Here is a 21,223-nt window from a genome sequence, read left to right as displayed (position 1 = left end):
CTGGTTAGAGGTGAATATGTCGATCGAGCTTTTGCACCTTCTTTGGCTTCCTTAGCTTCCGCAAACCCCCTTGATATACAAGGATAAAGCCCGAGAGCTAACGAACCGAGTCTTGATGACCGATCGCGTTTCTCCCGGGCTTTTATCCCGCCGTGTAACTGGCTAGTGTTCCCCTCAAATTAATAAAATATTGGGATGACCAGTCTGCTTCTCTCGGACCAGCACTTGAACTTTCTAAGCTGAGTTAGAAACTGATTCAAATCGGAACCCTAGAAGCGGTTAAATTTTTTGGTTTTTGTCTGTATAAGTCCTGTTTGCAACCCAAGGAGTTATTCGAGACAGTCAGTAACAGCAATGCACTTAGCTTTTTGAAAGGTAAGCACAATGTAGCGTGCAATTTTACTAGATTGCTACGTTTCAAACGGTAACAGCAAACTTAATGAGAAAATGTGTAAGATGTTACAAAAAATGGTTTTTTTGGGAGTTGTTAATTAAAATTTTTGGAAGATTAAAGCGGGCGATGATAGGGGGCGATTGGAAATCGCGAAGTTTACCTGCACACAAAGACGAAACCCGCAAGGTCTGGGTTGAATATTTCTCAAGAAATACTTCGATCCCTCGACTAGATGCAAGTACGATCGACAATGCGGTAAACTAACCTTCTATTTTTAATAACGATCGCCTTGCACAGCCTTTGAAGTCATTTCTTCAATCTAAAATCTAAAATCTAAAATCTAAAATCGAACGATCGCCAAACACAGCCTGTGAAGTCATTTCTTTAATCTAAAATCTAAAATCTAAAATCTAAAATCGACAGAGTTAATTGAGGGTGCATTATGGAAAAAGTTAACTACACTCAGAGTCTCGACATTCATTCGCTGCTCGCTCGCTACCGCACCGGCTCGATCGCGCCTGCCGATGCGATCGCCAGCGTGTACGATCGGATCGAACGCTATGCAGATCCGGCAGTATGGATTTATTTAGCACCGCAGGCGGAAACCCTCGAACGCGCCAAAGCTTTGGAAAGCCTAGACCCGCAACAATTGCCGCTCTACGGAATACCTTTTGCGATCAAAGATAATCTCGATTGGGCGGGCGTTCCGACTACGGCGGGATGTCCTGCGTTTGCTCGCACTCCAGCGCGATCGTCCGCAGTCGTAGAGCGCCTGTGCGCGGCAGGTGCGATCGCGATCGGCAAAACAAACATGGATCAGTTTGCCACAGGATTAGTGGGAACCCGCACGCCCTATGGAGTTTGCCGCAATCCGTTCGATCGGCGCTACATCCCGGGCGGATCGAGTTCCGGTTCCGCCACAGCAGTCTCGGCCGGATTGGTGAGTTTTGCTCTGGGTACCGATACGGCAGGATCGGGGCGGGTTCCCGCTGCTTTTACCAACATTGTCGGGCTGAAGCCAAGTTGCGGCTCGATCAGCACTCGCGGCCTACTACCAGCGGTGCGATCGCTCGATTGCGTCTCTGTGTTCGCTCTCACCTGTGCGGATGCGGCCTCCGTGCTGGAAGTAGCCAGCGGTTTTGACGCTGAGGATGCGTTTTCTCGCCACCCTGAAACGAAAGTTTTGCCGGATTTATCCAGCTTGCGGGTGGGGGTTCCCGGAGAGGGCGAACTCGAATTTTTCGGGAATGCAGAAGCCGAACAGCGCTACCGAGAAGCGATCGCGCGCTTGCAATCATTGGGCTGCACGATCGCACCTATTGACTTCAAACCCTTTGCGGATGCTGCCGAACTCCTCTACGGCGGGCCTTGGGTAGCAGAAAGGTTGGCCGCGATCGGCGATTTCCTCGACGCGCACCCAGAGGATATCGATCCGATCGTCTACGAAATTATCAGCGGCGGCAAACGCTACGATGCCGTCGCGGCTTACCGCGCGTCCTATCGGTTGGCCGAGCTCCGCCAGAAGGCAGAAATTCAGTGGCAGTCAATGGATGTGTTGGCGGTGCCGACGACAGGTACGATATATACTGTCGCAGAAGTTGCAGCCGAGCCGATCGCGCTCAACACCAATCTCGGGCGCTACACGAACTTTGCGAATTTGCTCGATTTGTGCGCGATCGCAGTACCCAGCGGGTTTCAAAGCAGCGGATTGCCCGCAGGATTGACACTGATGGCTCCTGCGTGGCACGATTTATCGCTCTGCAGCCTGGGATCTGCTTTCCACGATCGCTTGGGGGGAACTTTGGGCGCAACCGGCCTGGCGCTGCCAACCGTCCCAGAACCCGCCATCGCAGCCAAATCTTCCTCAGAAGAACGAGTCAAAATAGCCGTAGTTGGCGCTCATTTGAGCGGTGAGCCGCTGAATTATCAACTAATTGAGGGGGGAGGCATTTTGGTTCGCGCCTGCCGTACCAGCCCGATTTACAAGCTGTACGCTTTGACGGGTACTGCTCTGGGCAAGCCGGGATTGGTGCGTCAGATAGAGGGCGGTAGCGCGATCGAGGTGGAAGTTTGGGAGTTGTCGATCTCCGCTTTCGGCGGATTTGTCGCTAAAATTCCCCCGCCGCTGGGAATTGGTACGCTGGTGTTGGAGGACGGCTCGACGGTGCAGGGCTTTTTGTGCGAACCTTATGCTGTGGCGGATGCGATCGATATTTCTGATCTGGGGGGTTGGCGAGCTTATAACTTCCGCTTTTAAGCTAAGTTAGAATGGCAAATTTCTACCATCTTGAGAATCATGCCATCAGCAGTGCCAGTTCAGCCAATTCCCGTCACAACCCCAACTCCCGCCACGGGTACCCGTCCCTCCGGGGCATCTGGCGGCAGGAATGGCACCAGTGGCCCCGACTCTCTCAGGGGTAGTGCGGGCGCGGACTTGATATTTGGTTTGGGTGGCCCTGACAGCATTTTGGGCTTAGCCGCCAACGATTCCCTCTACGGCGGCGACGGCGACGACTCAATACTGGGGGACGCTGGCAATGATTTGCTGTTCGGCGGTGCGGGTGGTGACAGCGTTTTGGCCGGCCTCGGCGACGATACTTTCTACGGTGGTAAAGGTTCTGATTCAATGCTGGGCGACGATGGCAATGATTTGCTGTTTGGCAACCAAGACACTGATACTTTGTTGGGCGGCGCGGGTAATGACACGTTTTTTGGGGGTGCGGGCGATGACTCGCTGTTTGGTGGCATCGGCGATGACTGTTTATCGGGCGATCGCGGGCGAGATACTTTAACTGGCGGCGTCGGAAACGATACTTTTGCGATCGGGCGTCAGGCAGATGGTGATGTGATTACAGATTTTACTGATGGTACGGATCGAATTCGCTTGACTGCCGGTCTCACCTTTGGCGAACTCACCATTTCCGCTGGGGCCGGAACTACGACGAGTACAATTATTCAGTTTACAAGCAGTAAGGAAACTCTGGCTACTTTATTCGGAGTTGCCCGCACTTCTATCAGTCAGGCTGACTTTATTTTTTGATGGGTAATGGGTAATTGGGAATTGGGAATTGATAATTGGGCGGGCGGGTACTTTTTAGTTTTAAGTTTTTAATGTTGAATTTTAACTCAAAACCGCTTTCGCCTTGCGAATAATTTTAGCTTTAGCGTTCCCCAATAAAGCAAGCTCAAAACTTCTCATCTTCCTTTTTCCTGCTTCCTTGTATCACTTAAATCCCATACATTGCCCGTTGCATTCTTCCTTCTTCCTTCTTCCTTCTTCCTTCTTCCTTCTTCCTTCTTCCTTCTTCCTTCTTCCTTCTTCCTTCTTCCCTCTTCCTTCTTCCCTCTTCCTTCTTCCTAATGACTACTGACGGTTTTCTCAATCTCAACAAACCTGCGGGCATGACATCTCACGACTGCGTGGGGCGAGTGCGCCGACTATTGAAACTCAAGCGAGTCGGACACGGAGGAACCCTCGATCCTGCTGTGACTGGCGTTTTGCCGATCGCCCTGGGCAAAGCAACCAGACTGCTGCAATATCTCCAACACAATAAAGCTTACCGAGGCACGATTCGGTTTGGCTTAACTACTGCTACTGACGATTTAGAAGGAGAAATTATCCATTCTCGACCGGTGCCGGAGTTGAGTTTGGAAAAAGTGCAAGCTGCACTGCCAAAATTTATAGGAAAAATTGAGCAGTTTCCACCGAGTTTTAGTGCGGTGCAGGTGGCAGGAAAACGCCTTTATGAGTTAGCTAGAAAAGGCGAAACTGTGGAAGTTGCTGCTAGGAATGTCGAGGTTTTTCGACTGGAAATCTTGGATTGGCGATCGGGGGATTTTCCTGAATTGGATTTGTCGATCGCCTGCGGGGCGGGTACTTACATTCGGGCGATCGCGCGGGATTTGGGCGCGGTGTTGAATACAGGCGGTACTTTGGCTTGTTTGACTCGCACCGAAAGTAGCGGTTTCTCGATCGACCAAAGTCTCAGTTTTGAACAATTGGAACTGCAATTGCAGGAGAATAAATTCTGCCCGATTTTGCCATCGGCGGTTTTGGGACATTTAGGGGCGATCGTCCTTTCTCCTGAATATACCAAACGCTGGTTTCAAGGACAGCGCCTCCCGATTCCCGAAACGCTGATCGGCGGAGAGGAAGAAATTAGCAACAATCCCTTCCCCAACCCAATACCCCAACATCCCTACCCGTTGCAGGTTTACGATCGAGACGGTAATTTTTTAGGTATCGGTCAAGTAGCCAACTCAGAGACAAGTACCATATTATCTCCTCAAATTGTGCTTTAACTATCTAAAATAAAAAGGAAAATAGGTATAATTAGGACTGGAAAAGTTAGCGTAATTATCAATGCTGAGAATGCCTTCGATTCACCTAGCTGACAGCGGTAGGGGACGATATTTTGCTATTAATCTAATCAATCACTGAGGTAAAAATTGTGAAAATATTGCTAATCGGATTAATCCGAGGCTACAAAATGGGGATTTCTCCTTACCTGCCTAACGCCTGTAGATTTCACCCAACTTGCTCGCAATACGCGATCGAAGCAATAGAAAGATTTGGGCCTGCCCGTGGCAGTTCAATGGCGTTTAAGCGAATTTTGCGCTGTCATCCTTTTCATCCTGGGGGTTACGATCCAGTACCTCCCAAAGATAGCGAGGGCAATTAGTTATTAGTAACAAACAGTATTTTATTTATTAGTTAATAGTACAAAGAGGCGTTGCATCCTCCTGGCTAAAACGCCCGAGGGGAATCACTCCCTGAGAGGGTTAAATTCGCACAATTAGTGGTGTTTTTTAACTCAAATTCAGTAATATTACTGTTATCTTTCAAAACTCAGCAGCTATATAATGGTACAAACAGAGTACAGGGGATGCGAGTTGATATGTCTGCTACCGCAATCGGATACAAAATGTTGTCCCATACTCTGGCTGTACTCAGCCAGAAACAAGCAACGGGGAAACTCCTGTTAGAGCAAGGGGAGCAACAATGGCAACTTTATTTTTTTCAGGGTTGTTTGGTGTATGCTACGGGAGGATCGCACAGAGCGAGGCGCTGGTATAGGGCGATCGGGCAACACTGTCGAAATTTTCATGTCGATCTCAGAGACCTCAATGCTGGAGAACTGTGGGAATATCAACTGCTTCAGCGAGGGGTAGCAGCCAGCGAAATGAGTCTGGAACAAGCTAAGGCGATCGTCCACACCAGCCTTTCCGAAGTGTTCTTTGCTTTGATCGGTCAATCGGGTTTGCGCCGGGAGTGGCGTCCGTCCCAGAAATATTTTTCTACAATTACTTCTTCTTTGCTGCTGTCTTTAACAGAAGTAGAGAAAGTTCTGTGTTGTACAGAAGAAATTTGGCAGAAGTGGAAAGGAATGGGTTTGTGGTTGGTAGATCCAGAACAAGCACCGCTTTTAAAACCGTCGGCCCAGTTGCAGCAAAATCGATTTAGTTCTAATTCTTTGATCGCTTTGGGTAACGTATTCAACGGCGAGAATACTCTTTGGGATATTGCATTTAAGAAAAAGCAGTGCGTGACAGTGGCAACTCGCGCTTTAGTTAATTACATCAAGCAGGGTTTAGTAAATTTCCGAACAGTACCAGACTTGCCGTCGCCTATAGAACAGTGGCGCCTTGCCGCGGCGATCGCTGGGCCGGGTCGCCCTTTGATTGCTTGTATCGATGACAGTCCGACAGTATGCGAATTTTTAGAGCAAATTTTGTTGCCGGAGGGATATCGAGTCCTAAAAATTCAAGACCCGATGCAGGGAGTGGGCCTCCTCGCCAAACAAAAGCCTGCTTTAATTTTTATGGACGTGGTGATGCCGAAGACAAGCGGTTTTGCTTTGTGCAATTTTTTGCGAAAAACACCTGCTTTTCGCGAAACTCCGATCGTGTTTTTGACCGGTCAAGACGGTATAATTGACCGCACGCGAGCGAAATTGACAGGTGCTTCGGATTTTTTGAGCAAGCCAGCCAATCCGGAACAGGTTTTGCAAATAGCTGACAAGTATTTGAAGGTAAAAGGCGATCGCTACCCTTTGGCAATTCGTCCCCATGATTTACTGAACTCGCACCAACTTACCTTGGCAAATTCTTGACCCCAAATTAATGAACACAAGAAGCCCTTAATGGGTGCGTCAGTTCCTGACGCACCCTACGCTCATTGTAAAATAAAGACGCAATCGAATTTAAGATAATTAATTATGAGTAATGTTACGATCGATCGCACCCCGCAGGTGAGCGTAGTAATTCCGGCTTACAACTGCGCGGATTACGTCGGCCAAGCCGTAGATAGCGTTCTGCATCAAACCTATGCTAACTGGGAAATTATTGTCGTAGACGACGGCTCCCGAGACAATACCAAGTTAGTTTTAGAGAAATATGGCGATCGAATTCGCTACATTTACCAACAGAATCAAGGAGTTTCGATTGCCAGGAATCACGGCATCGAGCTATCGCGAGGAGAATTCATCGCCTTTCTGGATGCTGACGACTACTTTTTTCCCGACAAATTAGCAGCACAAATGGCTGTATTTGCAGCGCGACCAAATCTAGGAATAGTTCACAGCGGCTGGCGTCTAGTTAATAGTAGAGGCGAACCGCTAAAAGATGTCAAACCCTGGCAAAATGTACCTAAATTAGACTTAGAAATGTGGCTGCGGTGGAAACCAGTATTACCCAGCGCGATGGTATTTCGCCGTCAGTGGTTAGAGCGCGTCGGCGGATTTGATCCTCGATTTCCCCCGGCGGAAGATACAGATTTAGTGCTGCGTTTAGCCTTAATGGGATGCGAAGCAGAGTGGTTGCAACAAGTAACTGTTTGCTACCGCCAGCACGAACAAAGCGCCATGTACAAAGGTTTACCGCAGGCTAGATCCCTCGCGGCAGTGATGGATAATTTTTTTGCCCGCCCCGAGTTGCCGGATAAAATACGTTTGTTGGAAAAGCAAATCAAGTACAGTACCTTAGTTTGGATTGCTTGGTATTTGTACCGCACCGGTCATTCTGTTGAGATGGTAGAGTTTTTGCAGCGTTCTTGGAATTATACGCCTTATTTGCCTGTGGAAACAGTCATTAATTGGGCGGAAGCTTTCGCCGAGTTTTCGCAGGATGCGGGAAATGAATTCGATGCAGATTTATTAGCTCAATCTCCCGAGTGGCAGCAGTTAATGCAGTGGACTATTCTCGGTACGCCAGCTTGATTGTGTTAATAGTCGATCGAGCTTTTATGTTATTTCTGGTTGATTCGGGATAGTATAATTTGCGCGATGTAAAGGCGGGTTTTACCAACAATCTATAGCGCTTTTCAGGGCGGAAGTGATATCAAATCAAATCCGGTAGCATCGGAATTAATATTACCCACAGCTTTCGAGAAGGGACTGCGCCGTGTCCCTACAATTAATCTGGTTAGGGGAACGGCATGATGCCGTGTCCGACCTATCATGTCTGAGTTCTCATATCGTTTCCGGTTGCATCGGAATAATAAAATCGAGTCAAAAGTTAATACTCAACCATTCAGTTTTTTGAAGCCGAGTAAACAGTCAACAGTCATGAAGAGTGTTAGCGGCATTGATATTAATCATCCGTTTAATCATTCCGATGCAACCGGATCTAATATTACGGAGTCAGTATTGGGAGTTCTGAGTTCGATATTGTCGTCAGTTCCTAATGCTGAACTGGCGTCGATATCGGTAGTCTTTATCGGCTTATTTGAAAGTTTTTTGGGCTTTTTCTAAGTCTTTGAGTGTCATCCTAGGGATTATTCCTTGGCAGAAAAGGAGTTGCCGCAGCTACAGCTTTGGGCGGCATTGGGATTGTGAAATCGGAAACCTCCGCCCATCAAGTCTTCTGAATAATCCAAAGTGAGCTCATTGAGATATTTTAAGTGCTGGGGGTCGATCGCAACGGAAATTCCCTCCGACTCGCATAAAGCGTCTTCTGGCGCTGGCGCATCGTCAAATGCCATTGTATAAGACAAACCGGAGCAGCCGCTCGATTCCACGCCCAGACGAAATAAAGCATTGGGATTCGGATGCTTCGACTTAAGGCGCGTTACTTCTGTTGCTGCTGTTTTGCTCAGATGAATCATTATGAGTAATTGGTAATTGGTAATTAGTAATTGGGAAGTAATGTTGAATTTTGAAAATGTAGAATGTGTCTAGGCGTGTACCTTACCCGGAGAATGTAAAGTGCGCCGGGCCGCGCACCTTACCCCTATATCTTTAGCAACTTGAGTTACTTAGCCTTTTCATTACGAGCATAATCGTCTTGAAAGCGGATAATATCATCTTCTCCGAGATATTCGCCATTCTGCACCTCAATTAAAACCAGGGGGATAACTCCCGGATTTTCCAGGCGGTGAGAAGTGCACTGAGGAACGTAGGTAGACTGATTGGTAAACAGAACAATTTCTGTTTCACCGCAAGTAACTTTTGCAGTACCAGAAACCACAATCCAGTGTTCGCTGCGGTGGTGGTGCATTTGCAGGCTGAGGCGATGTCCAGACTTAACTTCGATCCGCTTAATTTTATATCCTGGGCCTTCTTCTAGAGTCGTAAATGAACCCCAAGGCCGCAATTCTGTAGCGGCTATTCCGTTGGGTGCAGCAGGTGCGTGCAGAGTAGATACTTGAGAAATTTCTTGAATCTGTACCATGATTTTCACTCCTTGAGGATTGCTTGCTGAATCCTGTGGTAAACAACGTTGGATTGTGATATTAGCTAATTTATCCTTAAAACCGAAGTCCGATCGCGCGAACCGGTTAGCGGACTGTAGAGTTTTGCACTTTTGTCTGCTCTGCCCGATCGACCCACCTTGACCACCATAGCAAAATCATCACAGCAGTTGTAACCCCGTATTTGCGATCGCCCCAATCTACATCAAATCTTCATTCTCAAAGGCCTGTGCTTTAAAGAAGCTTAACGGGGAGACGGGAAGAGAGGGGGACAGGGGGACAGGGGGACAGGGGGACAGTGGGGGATTGGGGGAGAGGGACAGGGTGAGAGAGGAAGAGGGAGATAATTTTTCTTCTGACTAATGACTCATGACTCATGGCTAATGAATCATGACTGCTGAGAGATAACAATTTTCTTAAGCTTAAAAGTTACAAGCAGACATGATTAGAAAATACAGATTAGGTACAATAAAAAGCTCGGTACTCTGTCGATCGCAATTTTTTCGTCACTTTTAGGAAAACATCAAAATGAACAGCAACGAACTGCCAGCAAAACAAGGCCTATACGATCCGCAGTTCGAGCACGACGCTTGCGGAGTCGGATTCATCGTACACATGAAGGGTAACAAATCCCACGAAATTGTCGAGCAGGCACTGACAATCCTATTGAACCTCGACCACCGAGGCGCGTGCGGCTGCGAACCCAACACCGGAGACGGGGCCGGGATTTTGATGCAGGTGCCCCACAAGTTTCTCAAAAAAGTAACGGCGGCCCTAAACATCGAACTTCCAGAAGCCGGCGAGTACGGCGTTGGCGCGATTTACTCGTCGCCAAATCAAACTGAACGCGAAAACGGCCAACGCATTTTTGAGGAAATCGCCGCCGAAGAAGGCCAGGAAGTGCTGGGCTGGCGCGATGTTCCCACTGACAACTCGTCCCTCGGCGACACCGCCAAATCTAGCGAACCCTTCATGCAGCAAGTGTTCCTCCGGCGCGCCGCAGGTATTGACGAGGCGGCTTTCGAGCGGAAACTGTACGTCATCCGCAAACGAGCTCACAATGCCATCCGCAGGACTAACACAGACCCCTATTGGTACAATTCCACTCTCTCGTGCCGGACGATCGTCTACAAAGGTATGTTAATGCCGGTGCAAGTCGGCGATTACTATCCCGACTTGCACGACCCGGACATGGAAAGCGCTCTAGCCCTAGTTCACTCGCGCTTCAGCACGAATACTTTTCCGAGCTGGGAACGATCGCACCCTTACCGCTACATCGCCCACAACGGCGAAATTAACACGATGCGCGGCAACATTAACTGGATGCACGCGCGACAATCGCTGTTCGAGTCTGAACTATTCGGCGATGACTTAAAGAAAATCCCCAATTTAATCAATATCGAAGGCAGCGACTCGACGATTTTTGATAATGCTTTGGAATTGCTGACTTTGGCTGGGCGTTCTTTGCCGCACGCTGTAATGATGATGATTCCCGAACCTTGGACAGCCCACGAGTCCATGAGTGACGAGAAAAAAGCTTTCTACGAATACCATTCTTGCTTGATGGAACCTTGGGACGGCCCAGCTTCGATCGCCTTTACCGATGGTACATCGATCGGAGCCGTGCTCGATCGCAACGGTTTGCGCCCTTCCCGCTACTGCGTTACCAAAGACGACTTGGTAATTATGGCATCGGAAGCCGGAGTTTTGCCGATCGCCCCAGAACGAATTGTATCAAAAGGTCGCTTGCAACCGGGGCGGATGTTCTTGGTAAATACCGAGGAAGGCCGCATCGTCTCTGACGAGGAAATTAAAACCAAAATCGCCACAGAACACCCGTACCGCCAGTGGATCGACCAGCACATGGTCGAAATAGCCAAACTGAAAGATGCGCCGGCAGTAGCAGAATCTCATCCCGAAACATTATTGCAGCGGCAAATGGCTTTCGGCTACACCTTTGAAGAACTGCGGTTGCTGTTAGCGCCGATGGCAAAAGATGGCGTGGAAGCTGTCGGCGCGATGGGTGCGGATACGCCGCTGGCGGTGCTTTCCAACCGCCCAAAACTGCTTTACGAATACTTCCAGCAGTTGTTTGCTCAAGTTACTAATCCGCCAATTGATTCTATCCGCGAAGAAATTGTAACTTCTGCCGAAACTACGATCGGCGCTGAACGCAATTTGCTCAAACCCGAACCGGAAAGCTGTCATTTGATTGAACTGAAAACGCCCATTCTCAGCAATGAAGAATTAGCTAAGCTCAAACACGTAAATGAGGGCAATTTCCGGTCGATTACACTGCCGATTTTGTTTGACCCCAAAAGCGGGGTAAAAGGTCTCGAACAAGCCTTAGAAGAGGTTTTTGCAGCAGCAGACAGCGCGATCGCCTCCGGGGTGAATATCATCATTTTGAGCGATCGGGGTATCAGTCCAGACCAAGCCGCAATTCCGGCGCTGCTGGCAGTTGCGGGCCTGCACCACCACTTGATCCGTAAAGGTACGCGCACGCGGGCGGGACTCGTACTCGAATCCGGCGAACCGCGCGAAGTGCATCACTTTGCAACACTTATTGGATATGGTTGCGGCGCGATTAATCCGTATTTGGCCTTTGAGACGATCGCCGATTCGATCCGCGAAGGATTGCTGCTAAATGTCGAGTACAAAACAGCTTGCAAAAACTACGTCAAAGCCGCCACTAAAGGTGTGACGAAAGTTGCCTCGAAAATTGGGATTTCGACAATTCAAAGTTATCGCGGCGCGCAGATTTTTGAGGCGATCGGCTTGAACAAATCCGTAGTCGATAAATACTTTGCTTGGACAGCCTCGCGGATTGAAGGCGTAGACCTCGAAGTCATCGCCCAAGAAGCTATTTTGCGCCATAATCACGCTTTCCCAGACCGCCCATCCAGCGGACATACTCTCGATGTCGGCGGCGAATATCAGTGGCGGAAAGAAGGCGAAGCGCATTTGTTTAGTCCGCAGACAATTCACGCGCTGCAAAAGTCGGTGCGCGAGGGCAGTTATACGCTTTTCAAACAGTATTCGGGGCTGGTTAACGAACAAAACCAGCAGCATTTTACCTTGCGCGGTTTGTTGCAATTCAAACAGCGGGAATCGATACCGATTGAGGAAGTTGAGCCGATCGAATCTATTCTCAAACGCTTTAAAACTGGGGCGATGAGTTATGGTTCGATTTCTAAAGAAGCCCACGAATCGCTAGCAGTAGCGATGAATCGCATTGGTGGCAAATCGAACACCGGTGAAGGTGGCGAAGATCCCGATCGCTACACTTGGACGAACGATCGCGGCGACTCGAAAAACAGCGCGATCAAACAAGTTGCTTCCGGGCGTTTCGGCGTTACCAGCTTGTACCTTTCCCAAGCGCGGGAACTGCAAATCAAGATGGCGCAAGGCGCGAAACCCGGTGAAGGCGGACAGTTGCCGGGTAAAAAAGTATACCCGTGGATTGCCAAGGTGCGGAACTCGACTCCGGGTGTGGGTTTGATTTCGCCTCCTCCTCACCACGACATTTATTCGATCGAAGATTTGGCCGAATTGATTCACGACTTGAAAAATTCCAACCGAGAAGCGCGGATTAGCGTCAAACTCGTGTCGGAAGTGGGAGTCGGGACGATCGCGGCCGGGGTTGCGAAAGCCCACGCCGATGTCGTGTTGATTTCCGGCTACGACGGCGGTACGGGCGCGTCGCCCCAGACTTCGATCAAACACGCCGGATTACCTTGGGAATTGGGACTGGCGGAAACTCACCAAACTTTGGTACTCAACAATCTCCGCAGCCGGATTGTGGTGGAAACTGACGGTCAAATGAAAACTGGCCGCGATGTAGTAATTGCTGCCTTGCTTGGCGCTGAGGAATTCGGTTTTGCTACCGCGCCGCTGGTGACATTGGGCTGCATTATGATGCGCGTGTGCCACCTGAACACTTGCCCGGTGGGCGTGGCGACGCAAGACCCGCTGCTGCGGAAAAACTTTACCGGCGACCCCGAGCACACGGTAAACTTTATGACCTTCGTCGCCCAGGAAGTCCGGGAAATTATGGCGCAGTTGGGCTTCCGCACGCTGAATGAAATGGTGGGGCGGACTGATGTTTTGGAACCTCAGCAAGCTGTGGAACACTGGAAGGCTAAGGGTTTGGATTTCTCGAAAATCCTTTATCAGCCGGAAGTTGGGGCGGATGTCGGGCGCTATTGTCAGATGGCGCAGGATCACGGTTTAGAAAAGTCTCTGGACATGAGTGTGTTGTTGGATTTGTGCAAAGGTGCGATCGAAAACGGCGAGAAGGTACAGGCCAAACTGCCAATTACCAACATCAACCGGGTTGTCGGCACAATTCTCGGCAACGAAATCACCAAACGCAACTGGGAAGGTTTGCCGGATGACACGGTGCACCTGCACTTCCAAGGCAGCGCTGGGCAAAGCTTTGGCGCATTCGTGCCCAAGGGAGTCACCCTGGAACTCGAAGGTGAAGCTAACGACTATTTGGGCAAGGGGCTCAGCGGCGGCAAGATTATCCTTTATCCGTCCCCAGCTTCTACCTTTGTCGCGGAAGAAAACGTGATTGTCGGTAACGTAGTGCTTTACGGCGCGACATCCGGCGAGGTTTTCATTCGAGGGATGGCGGGCGAACGTTTTGGGGTGCGTAACTCCGGCGTGAATGCAGTAGTTGAAGGTGTGGGCGATCACGGTTGCGAGTACATGACTGGCGGCAAAGTTGTAGTTTTGGGTGAAACCGGGCGCAATTTTGCAGCGGGTATGAGTGGCGGTGTTGCTTACATTTTGGATGAGGCGGGGGATTTTGCTACTCGCTGCAATATGTCGATGGTGGATTTGGAAAAACTGGAGGATGTTGAGGAGATTAGCGATTTGCGGCAGTTAATTCAGACTCACGTTGATTTGACTGGAAGTGCGAAAGCATCGAAGGTTCTGGCAAATTGGGACTCGATGGTGCCGGTGTTTGTGAAGGTGATGCCGAGGGATTATAAGCGGGTGTTGCAGGCTATTGAAAGGGCGATCGCATCGGGTTTAAGCGGTGATGATGCGCTGACGGCTGCATTTGAAGAAAACGCTCGCGATGTCGCCCGAATTGGTGGCAGCTAGGGTTTAGGATGAGGAATGGGTAATGGCTGTTATCAATCAGCAATTACCTATTCCTCACGAGCGATTACCAAATTGTTCACCAACTAACCTCGTCGTCTAACGGTATCTCGATATTCAATCCCCTTGGTGAGTACGATAATGATCTATCACCTCTTGAACCAGATTTATGATTTCTGGCGCTTGTAATTCTTGCGCTATATCTAATGCCTGCTGTAGCTTATTCAATCCTTCCTCTGGTTGATTGCAAACAATCAAAAGTTTCCGATAAAACACAAAGTATCAGGTTGATTGTTTTTGTGATTAACACGGCATTGAAATTCAAATGCTTCCCAAGCAAGCTCAATAGCATTTTCTAGATTTCCCTCCTGGCGAGCGGAGTCAGCTTTCTGATAAAGTCGAACTGCTTCATACCCATTGACTGCAAAAATTACCTGCTGTAATTCATGAATTCCCTCAAGCTGATTTTCTTGAGCCAAAGAAAGAGCCATTTCAATATCTAGTATTCCACCTTCATAATCGCCCTGATTTACCTTGATTTGCCCGAGTAATGAGAGGCATCCCGAACGCCACTCAACATCTTTTAATAATTCCGCTAGTCTCAAACATTGCAGAGCCACAGTAAGTGCATCATCCAATTCTTTGCTCTGACATTTCTCTTGAGATAGTTCAAACAGTTGTCTGATTTTTCCATACTGTACCGCCAAAGCAGCATCTTGCATTTCTTGCTTTCGGGAGAGTTGTTGTTCCTCAGCTATTTTAAGCGCATGAAATACTTTACTTATACCTATTTCAAAATCTCCTTGTATGATTAGAAAGTTTCCCCATGACAATAGAATAAATGCTCTAATTTCCTCATTTTCAACTTCTTCAACTAGAGAGAAAGCTTGTTCAATCAATTTAATTCCTGATTCTACATGACCTAAGTTAGCCTCTCGAACTGCCATATTATGTATCTGTAAAGCCCTATGAGAATGAGCATCTCCGATCAGCTTGTGGACTTCTTTGATATCCTCAGTTTGATTAATTTTGGAATAAAGCTCTAGAGAATCTGTTAGGTGTTTAAGGGCTTCATCTACGTCGCCTTGAGTAGATAAAACTTCTCCTAGAAGCTTGAGAATAGTAGCATGAAGAACAACATCAACGGCTGAGTTAACTTGTTCCAAAGCTTGCCTTAAAAAATCTGTTCCCGCATCATAATTTCCCTGTTTTATTTGCAGCAGTCCCATATCTCTGAGAGCAAGCGCATACAACTGAGGGAGTTTAATTGTGCTGGCTAGTTCTAAAGCAGTATTGATTTTTGTTTCTGCCTTACAAAATTCATTTCTATCTATCAGTATTTCGGCGGTTAGTAGTAATACATTAGCTTGAGTCTCTTTGTTTCCAATTTTTAAATATAATTGGTAGGATTCTTCAAGAAACTTTAAAGCTTCACCAATATTGTTTTGACGTTTATGAAGAATTCCTATCTGTTGAAGCGTCAGTGCTTCATGTGGTCGATCGCCATTATTTCTGTGCAGTTCGAGAGCTTGATGATAAAGCTCTAAAGCAAGCTCACGTTCGCCACACTCCGATCTAAAAGTGGCTAAATTGTGTAAAAGTGCTGCCTTAAGCCAAAGATTATCAATTTGGGGTAGTAGATTATTTAATTGTTCTAGAAGTTTCCTTGCTTCTTCTATTTCACCTTGTTTTAGCTTCTGCGATGCAGTATTGCTGAGAAGCTTAATTTGAACTTCAAAGTTCTTGGATTGTACTTCGTCTGAAACTAAACCTGACAATAAATTATCCCAAGCGTCAATTTGACCCCGATCAACTTGAAAAGCAGCCATATTAGTTTGTATAGTCAACAGTAAATCTTTGTCTCTGAATTTTTGGGCCAATTCATAGGCTTTTTTGTAATTTTTTAGTGCTTCTTCTGGTTCACCTAAATTTTTTCTAATCTCCGCTAATAGATTGAGTGATATAGCTTTACCACGATCGTTATCATTATCATTATCAATTTGAAGAACTTGTAAACAGAGTTCAAGAGCCTTTTGATAGTTCCCTTGTTGATTATGCAAATCAGCTAAATCATGAAGTATAGAAGCTTTAGTAATTTTAGGAAGTACAAAATCTTTTTGCGTTTCGCATTGCTGAGAGCATAAATCTAATGCCCCTTGATAATTATCCAAAGCTTCTTCTACTTCACCAATATGTTCCTGCGCTTTTGCCAAATAGTATAGAAGATTGGAAGATACAGGATAAATCCCTAAATACCCGAACGCTCCTTCCATAACGAATTTACATAGCGTAGCTACCTCTCTATACCTTTTTTGCTTATAGAGACGCATGACTAAAAACCAGTTTGCTTCTGTTAATACATCTGGTCTTAAGCCTTCCGTTGCAAGTCGGTACAATTCTAATAACCTATCTGTGGGTAAAGCTTGCTCTAAAAAAGTATCGTACAGAGAATCTTCTGATAATTCTTGCATTGCCACCATACCATTTTGAAAACCTTTAACTAACCATATGTGATGCAAATGTTCCACCGCAGTTTTGTATAACTCGATCGAGTCTTCAGGAAAATCAAGAAGTGGTTCTAAAATTCGCGGAACATAGTACAAAGTCTCTTCTTTACTGTGTATGCGCTCAAGTAAACCGAGTGCAACAGATCGGGAGATATAACTATCTACCTCAAAAGTTTCTGGGCAAATAATTTTTATAGCAGAAGCAGGTACTGGTAACTGATAAACTAAGCAAAAACCAAGCATTCGTCGCAATTTAGTTTGTTGTCGCTTCAGTAATTCCTCTGCCAAAATACTTTCACGGAACTCTTTGCTGGTTTTCTCTACTTCCTCCAGAATTTGTTTTTGATTAAGATGCTGTACTTGTAAAACTTTGTTCAACCATTCCAACAGGCGAGGATTACCAGCCGAAGTTTTCAAAGCTTTGAGTCGTAGCTCTAGATCGACTTCAGAACCAGGTGCAAAAGATATTAGACGATTACATTTCTTCTGTAAATCTGCACCTGATAGTGCAGCTAATTGCTCTCGATATAATCGTTGATCTAGATCGGGAAGCGGAAAATCATATGTAGAGGTGATGATTACTCGGTGTGGAAGACGAGACTGAGTTATTGCCTTCAATAAAGCCATCAGGACTGGTACAGCATCAGGCTTGAGAACCGCACTACCATCCGTTATCAATTCTAAGTTTGCTTCAAAATCATCAAGAATAAAGATTAGTCTTTGCGCTGATTCATTTAGCCCTTCTCGTAAGAATTTAGTTAACTTTTGCGCCAGCGGGAGTTTGCCTTGTAGAATGTCTTGCCCAGTTTCCGATAGACATTGTTCTGCAAGCTGCCTTAGCAGTTTGTCCTCATCTAATTGTCGGTAGATGAATATTTTGTCATAGCCCTGTAAACGTTCTAAAAGCCTTGCTGCGATCGTGCTTTTCCCAACTCCACCTAAACCATGCAAAATCACACCTAGCTTATCTGGAGCTCGTAATGCTCTCAAGCTACGTTGCAGTATTCTGCGTCGTCCCACAAATTCCTGCGGTGTAGCAACTCGAACAATTCCTTGCGAATCTAGAAACTGTTCATAAATTGGTTCTTCGGGTAACCATACCTGATCACCCAATGGTTCAACCAATGCTTTTGGGCACTTACCGCTAACATACAGTCTCAGTAGATGCCAGTCCTCTACCTTAGCCTCTCGCAAATGCTGATAAGTATTGGCAAGTGCCTCTGCAAGTTGATATCCAGCAGCAAGTTTGCTATAGAGATATGCTGCGGCTTGTGTTGCGACTACATCTGCGATCGGCCTTCCCCAACTTAAAACGGCTCTACATCCTTGCTCAATCAATGATTCCGCCAAAGAGGATACTGCACCATTACTCGGTGCTTCACCTGTTCGGCAACCTGATAAAAACACTAACTGGGGCATACGAAATCGCAAAGCAGCAGCAATTTCCGAGGCATATGCAATATGGCGTTCTCCAGTTTCTGTTTCTGTTAAAAAAAATGGTTTTTCATCTTCAATAGATGAATGTCCTGTCAAATGAAACACATCGAATGGTTCGCGATAACGCCCGCAGAGCTTGCTCAATTCTGTAATACAACCACTTTCCTCAACTCGTAAATCGAGAGGAATATCTGTGGTTGCCGTCAAAATTTGGGCTTCTTCCTGTTCAAAATCTAGTGATGGTTCTACATTGTCTGGCGACGTTGCCATGAATAAGAGCCGTAGAGGACCTTGCTGAATATCGTGCGAATCCTGGATAGGACGATCGACCCAACGTATTGGCACAATCACTGGATTTACACGTTCTACAATAAATTGCGCTCCATCATGTAAAGTCTCCCAGGGCAAATGTCCTAATCGTTCATGCACATCTAGTGCTAAAACTAACCCTTCCTCTTTACAGTCATTAATTGCGCGACTCAACCACCTGCCAGTACCATCTAACCAGCAGAACAGTTGATGGCCCATACCTTCCAAATCAGGCAGCAACATATAATAGCTGCCTTTTGCTTTCTGGATCAAGTTGTCGATGGATGATAAATCAAGCCGTTGGGTTTCGTACCTTGCGGGTTCTCCAAAGGCGTAACGCAGTTCTACAAACTGGTTTTCAAGCGCTACTAACTTGATGTAAAGCGTTTGCACACTAACTCTCCAGTTCTTCTAGTACGGCACGAATATCTTCAATCGTGGCATTCTCTAAAACCACTCGAACATCTCCAGCCACAAGCACTACATCAAATTTCTTCTTAGGTTTCTTATATTCCTGATACCACTTCCGAATTTGTTCCGCAACTGCGACTGTACCGCCCACGATCCCTATAACAGTACCTATCACTGCCAATGTGCCTTCCTTCGTAGGGAGAGAACCTTTTGCTACTTCCCAATTACCCTGCAACCCCGTGGTTTCAAAGAGCTGTGCAGCCGCAATATCAACACCTTCACCTTCAAGAGACAGCTTTACTTCTGGCATATATTAACCAAGGAACTGTAAATACCAGTATGATATCAAATTTTTGTAGGATCTACCAAAGGAAATCGATCTAGAATGCTCTAGGACAAAGTGTCCGTGTGCTACATACAACACTTATCTGGTGTTGTTGCTGTTTAATTGAGTGATCGCAACCGATCCACAACCGATCGAAATTGAATTCACCCCCGAATTGCTGTTGCCGCACCCGTTTGATATAATGTTGTTACTAGATTGTAGAATAGCAATCAAAAAAAAGGGATAATTATGACCGTCGAACAAGCCATTTTGGAAAATGTGAAGGTCTTATCGCCAGACCAAAAACAAGAAGTCTTAGCTTTCATCAAATTCTTGCAGTCCGATAAATGGGAAGATATCTATAAAGGACGCTTCAAAGAACTGCAACAAAAAATTCGTCAAAACACTGATATCGATCCCGATGATGACCCCACTGAAACTGTCATCGAAGGGATTCAGCAAGGCTTCCATGAGGCAATTACCGGACAAACTCTCCCCTTGTCTCAACTGTGGGATGGCATTGATGACAATTGATCCACAACCGATCCAAATTGAACTCACCCCCCGATTTCAACGAGACTTGCGAACTTTAGGCAAACGCTATCGCAACATTCGCAACGACATTCAGCCTGTAATCGAACAACTTCAAGCGGGGGAACTTCCGGGCGATCGCATTCCGGGGATGGAGTACGAAATTTTCAAAGTCAGAATTAAAAACAGTGACATTCAAAAAGGCAAAAGTGCTGGCTACCGTGCTATTTATTACCTCAAAACTAGCGATTCGATCGTTTTGGTGACTATCTATTCTAAATCAGACCTATCAGACATCGCCGCCGAAACAGTTCGAGAAATTCTAGCCCAATACGAGCAACAATTTCCCGAATCAGAAGAATTATGAACTATCAACTTTATTCAGATGTCATGTTGCTGTGCAACCTTCCTGAAGAAGGACTTGATGCTGGCGATATCGGTACGGTTGTGGAACAGCATCAGGTTGATGGACTAGAAACAGGTTATAGCGTTGAGTTCTTCGATCTGTTGGAAAACACTGTAGCAGTTGCCACGCTACCTGGAAGTTATTTGCGATCGCAGGAGGAGTGCAAATAGACCTACAGTAAGACTTGTTAATAGTCTTGCTGCCCACGGAAGTCGATCGAGAGGACATACAGGCGATGGTCAATATTCACAATTCTCATGCGCGCGGTCAAAATACCTCGATCGAGCGCGGCTTTTTGCTAACATAAATTACTGAAGATGAGATTGTCCAAAGCTTAAATAATCCATGCAGATATTTTGTGACCGCTAAAACCGATGGGGAAATTCTAGGATTTGTGGCTATATCACAACCCAAAATATCTAATGAAAAATTGGATAAAATTATCTGGAAAGATGAGGTTTTTAAGAAAAGAGTCACAAGCGAGCGGCATTTTTATCTCCAAAGAGTAGCAACAAAGGTAGATTGGATGGGTAGAGGTGTGGCTCGATTTATGTATAAAGAAATTTATCAACTTTTTACAAATTCATTTATTTCGCTGTTTATTGTTACCCAGCCAATAGCTAATACTCGTTCCCTAATGTTTCACCAAAAACAGGGATTTGAACAAATAGGAACTTTGCAAGTTGGCCTATTTCTCGATTTAGAAAATTATGAATGTATTGTGATGTTTAAAGAAACTTGAATTTATCATGAGTGAGTCTCCAAGCAGAAGCCGACTTCAATCCAGCCTAACAGGAGTTACCAGAAGCGAGGGAACTGTTATCTCCGCGAATTGCCACCTCAAATAAGCTCGATCTAACACCCTTAGTGGCTGCTATACTTCCCCTCCTCGCAGTAAAAATATTTTTCCCCAAACAAAAAGCGCCCCTATTACTAGGAGCGCTTTTTGTCAATCAAAGACTAAAACTTAGCCATTGATAGAAGGAGCAACCATTGCCACTGGGGTGACTTCACTTGCAGCCAAATCAAGCGGGAAGTTGTGAGCATTGCGCTCGTGCATTACTTCCATACCCAAGTTAGCGCGGTTGATGACATCAGCCCA

The 21,223-nt window shown here is 46.6% G+C and carries 17 protein-coding genes, 1 pseudogene and 1 riboswitch; of the genes and pseudogenes, 12 read left to right on the top strand and 6 right to left on the bottom strand.

What is annotated here, in order from left to right; all coding sequences use genetic code 11:
- Positions 1–129: 129 nt before the first annotated feature.
- A riboswitch (guanidine-I (ykkC/yxkD leader) is annotated at positions 130–284 on the bottom strand.
- Positions 285–836: 552 nt separating this feature from the next.
- Both atzF and QT996_RS16685 read left to right on the top strand, forming a co-directional pair.
- Positions 837–2,651 (top strand): allophanate hydrolase, encoded by a 1,815-nt coding sequence (atzF, locus tag QT996_RS16690; RefSeq protein WP_333047817.1) that lies wholly within the window; start codon positions 837–839, stop codon positions 2,649–2,651.
- A gap of 39 nt (positions 2,652–2,690) precedes the next feature.
- Positions 2,691–3,434 carry a calcium-binding protein gene (locus tag QT996_RS16685; RefSeq protein WP_333047816.1) on the top strand — a complete coding sequence of 248 codons (744 nt, stop codon included), beginning with the start codon at positions 2,691–2,693 and terminating at the stop codon, positions 3,432–3,434.
- Positions 3,435–3,621: 187 nt separating this feature from the next.
- Here the strand turns inward: QT996_RS16685 and QT996_RS16680 are convergent, their stop codons facing one another.
- Positions 3,622–3,798, bottom strand: a complete 177-nt coding sequence (locus QT996_RS16680) for a hypothetical protein (protein WP_333047859.1) — start codon at positions 3,796–3,798, stop codon at positions 3,622–3,624.
- Between QT996_RS16680 and truB the strand changes: the two genes are divergently transcribed.
- From truB to QT996_RS16655, 5 genes are all read left to right on the top strand, one after another.
- Positions 3,755–4,696: a tRNA pseudouridine(55) synthase TruB gene (gene truB / locus QT996_RS16675; protein WP_333047815.1), complete on the top strand. Its 942-nt coding sequence runs from the start codon at positions 3,755–3,757 to the stop codon at positions 4,694–4,696. The two genes, QT996_RS16680 and truB, sit on opposite strands and share 44 nt — an antisense overlap.
- 149 nt (positions 4,697–4,845) lie before the next feature.
- Entirely contained in the window at positions 4,846–5,076 is a 231-nt protein-coding gene (gene yidD, locus QT996_RS16670; protein WP_333047814.1) for a membrane protein insertion efficiency factor YidD, read from the top strand.
- A 216-nt stretch (positions 5,077–5,292) separates the two neighbouring features.
- Positions 5,293–6,507: a response regulator gene (locus QT996_RS16665; RefSeq protein ID WP_333047813.1), complete on the top strand. Its 1,215-nt coding sequence runs from the start codon at positions 5,293–5,295 to the stop codon at positions 6,505–6,507.
- A 105-nt stretch (positions 6,508–6,612) separates the two neighbouring features.
- Positions 6,613–7,611 (top strand): glycosyltransferase, encoded by a 999-nt coding sequence (locus QT996_RS16660; RefSeq protein WP_333047812.1) that lies wholly within the window; start codon positions 6,613–6,615, stop codon positions 7,609–7,611.
- 348 nt (positions 7,612–7,959) lie between these two features.
- Positions 7,960–8,145 (top strand): hypothetical protein, encoded by a 186-nt coding sequence (locus QT996_RS16655; RefSeq protein ID WP_333047811.1) that lies wholly within the window; start codon positions 7,960–7,962, stop codon positions 8,143–8,145.
- Between the two features lie 23 nt (positions 8,146–8,168).
- Here QT996_RS16655 and QT996_RS16650 read toward each other — a convergent pair whose 3' ends face one another.
- On the bottom strand, positions 8,169–8,498 hold the full coding sequence (locus tag QT996_RS16650) for an iron-sulfur cluster assembly accessory protein (RefSeq protein WP_333047810.1): 330 nt from the start codon (positions 8,496–8,498) through the stop codon (positions 8,169–8,171).
- A 146-nt stretch (positions 8,499–8,644) separates the two neighbouring features.
- Positions 8,645–9,064, bottom strand: a complete 420-nt coding sequence (locus tag QT996_RS16645) for a phosphomannose isomerase type II C-terminal cupin domain (RefSeq protein WP_190732468.1) — start codon at positions 9,062–9,064, stop codon at positions 8,645–8,647.
- Between the two features lie 547 nt (positions 9,065–9,611).
- On the opposite strand from QT996_RS16645, the gene gltB reads away from it, so the two are divergent.
- On the top strand, positions 9,612–14,198 hold the full coding sequence (gene gltB, locus QT996_RS16640; RefSeq protein ID WP_333047809.1) for a glutamate synthase large subunit: 4,587 nt from the start codon (positions 9,612–9,614) through the stop codon (positions 14,196–14,198).
- Positions 14,199–14,449: 251 nt separating this feature from the next.
- Here gltB and QT996_RS16635 read toward each other — a convergent pair whose 3' ends face one another.
- Both QT996_RS16635 and QT996_RS16630 read right to left on the bottom strand, forming a co-directional pair.
- The gene (locus QT996_RS16635; RefSeq protein ID WP_333047808.1) at positions 14,450–18,841 is read right to left on the bottom strand and encodes a tetratricopeptide repeat protein; all 4,392 of its coding nucleotides are present in this window, start codon (positions 18,839–18,841) and stop codon (positions 14,450–14,452) included.
- Between the two features lies 1 nt (position 18,842).
- On the bottom strand, positions 18,843–19,169 hold the full coding sequence (locus QT996_RS16630; protein ID WP_333047807.1) for a hypothetical protein: 327 nt from the start codon (positions 19,167–19,169) through the stop codon (positions 18,843–18,845).
- A 264-nt stretch (positions 19,170–19,433) separates the two neighbouring features.
- Between QT996_RS16630 and QT996_RS16625 the strand changes: the two genes are divergently transcribed.
- From QT996_RS16625 to QT996_RS16610, 4 genes are all read left to right on the top strand, one after another.
- The gene (locus QT996_RS16625; protein ID WP_333047806.1) at positions 19,434–19,718 is read left to right on the top strand and encodes a hypothetical protein; all 285 of its coding nucleotides are present in this window, start codon (positions 19,434–19,436) and stop codon (positions 19,716–19,718) included.
- Positions 19,708–20,082 carry a type II toxin-antitoxin system RelE/ParE family toxin gene (locus tag QT996_RS16620; RefSeq protein WP_333047805.1) on the top strand — a complete coding sequence of 125 codons (375 nt, stop codon included), beginning with the start codon at positions 19,708–19,710 and terminating at the stop codon, positions 20,080–20,082. The genes QT996_RS16625 and QT996_RS16620 overlap by 11 nt, the downstream gene beginning before the upstream one ends.
- The gene (locus tag QT996_RS16615; RefSeq protein ID WP_333047804.1) at positions 20,079–20,291 is read left to right on the top strand and encodes a DUF4926 domain-containing protein; all 213 of its coding nucleotides are present in this window, start codon (positions 20,079–20,081) and stop codon (positions 20,289–20,291) included. The genes QT996_RS16620 and QT996_RS16615 overlap by 4 nt, the downstream gene beginning before the upstream one ends.
- Before the next feature lie 137 nt (positions 20,292–20,428).
- Complete coding sequence (locus QT996_RS16610; protein ID WP_333047856.1) at positions 20,429–20,863, top strand: GNAT family N-acetyltransferase; 435 nt, start codon at positions 20,429–20,431, stop codon at positions 20,861–20,863.
- Positions 20,864–21,088: 225 nt separating this feature from the next.
- Here QT996_RS16610 and QT996_RS16605 read toward each other — a convergent pair.
- Positions 21,089–21,223: pseudogene (locus QT996_RS16605) on the bottom strand (photosystem II q(b) protein); the annotation flags it as partial.

The organism is Microcoleus sp. S13C4, from assembly GCF_036700865.1.
In the GTDB taxonomy this organism is placed as follows: domain Bacteria; phylum Cyanobacteriota; class Cyanobacteriia; order Cyanobacteriales; family Microcoleaceae; genus Microcoleus.
Note: the sequence above shows the minus strand (reverse complement) of the source record. Positions and strands in the feature narration are given on the sequence as shown.

Excerpts from the sequence above, each read along its gene's own strand:
- QT996_RS16645 (WP_190732468.1), bottom strand. The coding sequence starts at position 9,064 with ATGGTACAGATTCAAGAAATTTCTCAAGTATCTACTCTGCACGCACCT.
- QT996_RS16665 (WP_333047813.1), top strand. The coding sequence starts at position 5,293 with ATGTCTGCTACCGCAATCGGATACAAAATGTTGTCCCATACTCTGGCT.
- QT996_RS16620 (WP_333047805.1), top strand. The coding sequence starts at position 19,708 with ATGACAATTGATCCACAACCGATCCAAATTGAACTCACCCCCCGATTT.
- QT996_RS16625 (WP_333047806.1), top strand. The coding sequence starts at position 19,434 with ATGACCGTCGAACAAGCCATTTTGGAAAATGTGAAGGTCTTATCGCCA.
- gltB (WP_333047809.1), top strand. The coding sequence starts at position 9,612 with ATGAACAGCAACGAACTGCCAGCAAAACAAGGCCTATACGATCCGCAG.
- QT996_RS16680 (WP_333047859.1), bottom strand. The coding sequence starts at position 3,798 with ATGCCCGCAGGTTTGTTGAGATTGAGAAAACCGTCAGTAGTCATTAGG.
- atzF (WP_333047817.1), top strand. The coding sequence starts at position 837 with ATGGAAAAAGTTAACTACACTCAGAGTCTCGACATTCATTCGCTGCTC.
- QT996_RS16615 (WP_333047804.1), top strand. The coding sequence starts at position 20,079 with ATGAACTATCAACTTTATTCAGATGTCATGTTGCTGTGCAACCTTCCT.
- QT996_RS16660 (WP_333047812.1), top strand. The coding sequence starts at position 6,613 with ATGAGTAATGTTACGATCGATCGCACCCCGCAGGTGAGCGTAGTAATT.
- QT996_RS16685 (WP_333047816.1), top strand. The coding sequence starts at position 2,691 with ATGCCATCAGCAGTGCCAGTTCAGCCAATTCCCGTCACAACCCCAACT.
- QT996_RS16630 (WP_333047807.1), bottom strand. The coding sequence starts at position 19,169 with ATGCCAGAAGTAAAGCTGTCTCTTGAAGGTGAAGGTGTTGATATTGCG.
- QT996_RS16650 (WP_333047810.1), bottom strand. The coding sequence starts at position 8,498 with ATGATTCATCTGAGCAAAACAGCAGCAACAGAAGTAACGCGCCTTAAG.
- truB (WP_333047815.1), top strand. The coding sequence starts at position 3,755 with ATGACTACTGACGGTTTTCTCAATCTCAACAAACCTGCGGGCATGACA.
- QT996_RS16655 (WP_333047811.1), top strand. The coding sequence starts at position 7,960 with ATGAAGAGTGTTAGCGGCATTGATATTAATCATCCGTTTAATCATTCC.